The organism is Trichococcus sp. (genome assembly GCF_049589555.1).
Classification (GTDB): domain Bacteria; phylum Bacillota; class Bacilli; order Lactobacillales; family Aerococcaceae; genus Trichococcus.
On record NZ_JBAWAZ010000137.1, the window covers coordinates 1 to 2,019 of the forward strand.

Genomic DNA, 2,019 nt, shown 5'->3' on the forward strand with positions numbered 1-2,019 from the left:
ATCTCCGGCGAGGTCCGCTTCGCAGGAATTGAGGCCGGTTCTGAAGGCTGTCCTCCGGAGAGCAGCTGCCTCGCCGGAGCTGAAGGTCCGGCAACCTAAATTTCCTCCGACGAGCGGACACCGCAAATCTTTTTCACTAATATAATACAATCAAAAAAAGAATGTCCGGCCCCAGTTCTAAGGCCGGACATTCTTTTTTGTACAATTATTGATGAAGTCCTTCGTACAACTCTTCGGAAACAGCTTCCAGCCATTCCGGTCTTCCAGCAGTGATGGCGATGTGCTCGAACCAGCTGTCCTTGGCGGCACCGTGCCAGTGTTTCACACCGTCATGCGTAACGATGACATCCCCGGGCTTCAAGGATTGGGCAGGCTTGCCGTCTTCCTGATACCATCCTTCTCCGCCGGTGACCAACAGGATTTGGTAGCCGTCGTGATGAATATGCCAGTTGTTGCGGCAACCTGGTTCAAAAGTCACATTGCCGACGCCGACAGCCACTTCGGGATCGGCAACCAGTGCATTATAATAGCTTTGGCCGACAAAGTACTGCTCGTAAGCTGTATTTTCATCCCCGATCGGGAAGATGACGCCTTTTTTTACTTCTTCGTTTTTGGACATATTTTTTTCCTCCTGTGAATTAATCTTTGTATGTTTCTTTTGCGATATTGAATGCGGACCAGGCTTTCGGCCAGCCGACATAGAACGCAAGCTGGGTGATGATTTCCACAATCTCCTCTTTTGTAATGCCGTTTTCTTTCGCCTTGTTCAAGTGGAACGGAAGCTGCTCGAAGTTTCCGCCTGTGATCAATGCTGTGACGGTGACGATGGAACGATCGCGCTGCGCGAATTCCTTTTCCCGCGACCAGACTTGCCCGAATAGGACATCGTCATTCAATTCAGCAAATTTTGGCGCAAAATCGCCTAATAAATCTCTTCCTGCAGTTACTTTTGCCATAAAATCATCTCCTTAGGAATATTACATTCAGCATACTCCCTAGAGTGCACTTTAAGTCAAGGGCCAGCTCAACATTTTTGTGCTGTTCTACCTTTAGAGAATTTGGGGGAAGCGCATGGCTTATTCAATTTGAGTATTCTCGGAAAAGGATAATAAATTCCGGCTTCATTAAAAGCTTTGATTCGATTGCTTATTATATATTAGTGTATAATGAGAGTATTATATCTTATTGATAGAACTGGCTGAATTATTTTACTTTTTTGGGGTATGCTGAGATGGATAAAAAATTGAAAGAGGTGGAATATGGATAAGAAAAGAATTGTAATTTATACGTTATTATTTATAGCGACGTTAGCAATAGCGACACAAGGATTCACGAATTTTGGTTTGGACGGACTGCTTGTTCCATTAATTTTTACCTTTGTTTACTTTACGATCATCTTTATTATCGCAACAGTAATTAAAAACAATTCAATTGTCGATATTGGTTGGGGGATAGGGTTTGTTGTGGGGAGCTGGCTTACACTGCTTGTGACTGAAAATCCCACAGTTTTATCGTATGCTATTGTTGGGTTCATTAGTGTATGGGGCCTTAGGTTATCGCTCCGTTTATTAAAAAGAAATTATGGGAAACCCGAAGATTTCAGATACGCACAATGGCGTAAAGAGTGGGGCGATAAAGTAGTTGTCACCGCCTTTTTTAGAGTGTTTGTGGTTCAGGGTATCATCAACTTTATCGTTGGATCTGCCAGCTATGTGGTAATCAAATACAACGAATTCAGTTTTGATTCGGCCCACCGCTATTTCGTTTATGCTGCATTGTTCGTTGCGCTATTAGGATTGTTCTTTGAAGTAGTTGGGGATGAACAACTAAGGCGACACATCAATAAAAAAACACATTCACTTCTGCAATCAGGATTATGGTCAATCACACGCCATCCAAACTATTTCGGTGAAATCCTGATTTGGATCGGATTGTATGCTAGTGGTATTACGTTGTTCTTTACGGATTCCATCAACCCTTATTATTATCTGTTATTAATCATCTCGCCTATTTTAATGA

3 protein-coding genes are annotated in these 2,019 nt (G+C 42.9%); 1 reads left to right on the plus strand and 2 read right to left on the minus strand.

Translation table 11 applies throughout. The features are described from left to right. Positions 1-205: 205 nt before the first annotated feature. Positions 206-619, minus strand: a complete 414-nt coding sequence (locus WBV27_RS05585) for a cupin domain-containing protein (protein ID WP_424200164.1) — start codon at positions 617-619, stop codon at positions 206-208. A gap of 19 nt (positions 620-638) precedes the next feature. Beyond that, positions 639-956 carry a carboxymuconolactone decarboxylase family protein gene (locus WBV27_RS05590; protein ID WP_424200166.1) on the minus strand — a complete coding sequence of 106 codons (318 nt, stop codon included), beginning with the start codon at positions 954-956 and terminating at the stop codon, positions 639-641. 303 nt (positions 957-1,259) lie between these two features. Here WBV27_RS05590 and WBV27_RS05595 point away from each other — a divergent pair. Then, positions 1,260-2,019, plus strand: a 760-nt coding sequence (locus WBV27_RS05595; RefSeq protein ID WP_424200168.1) for a DUF1295 domain-containing protein, incomplete at its 3' end; no start/stop codon positions are given.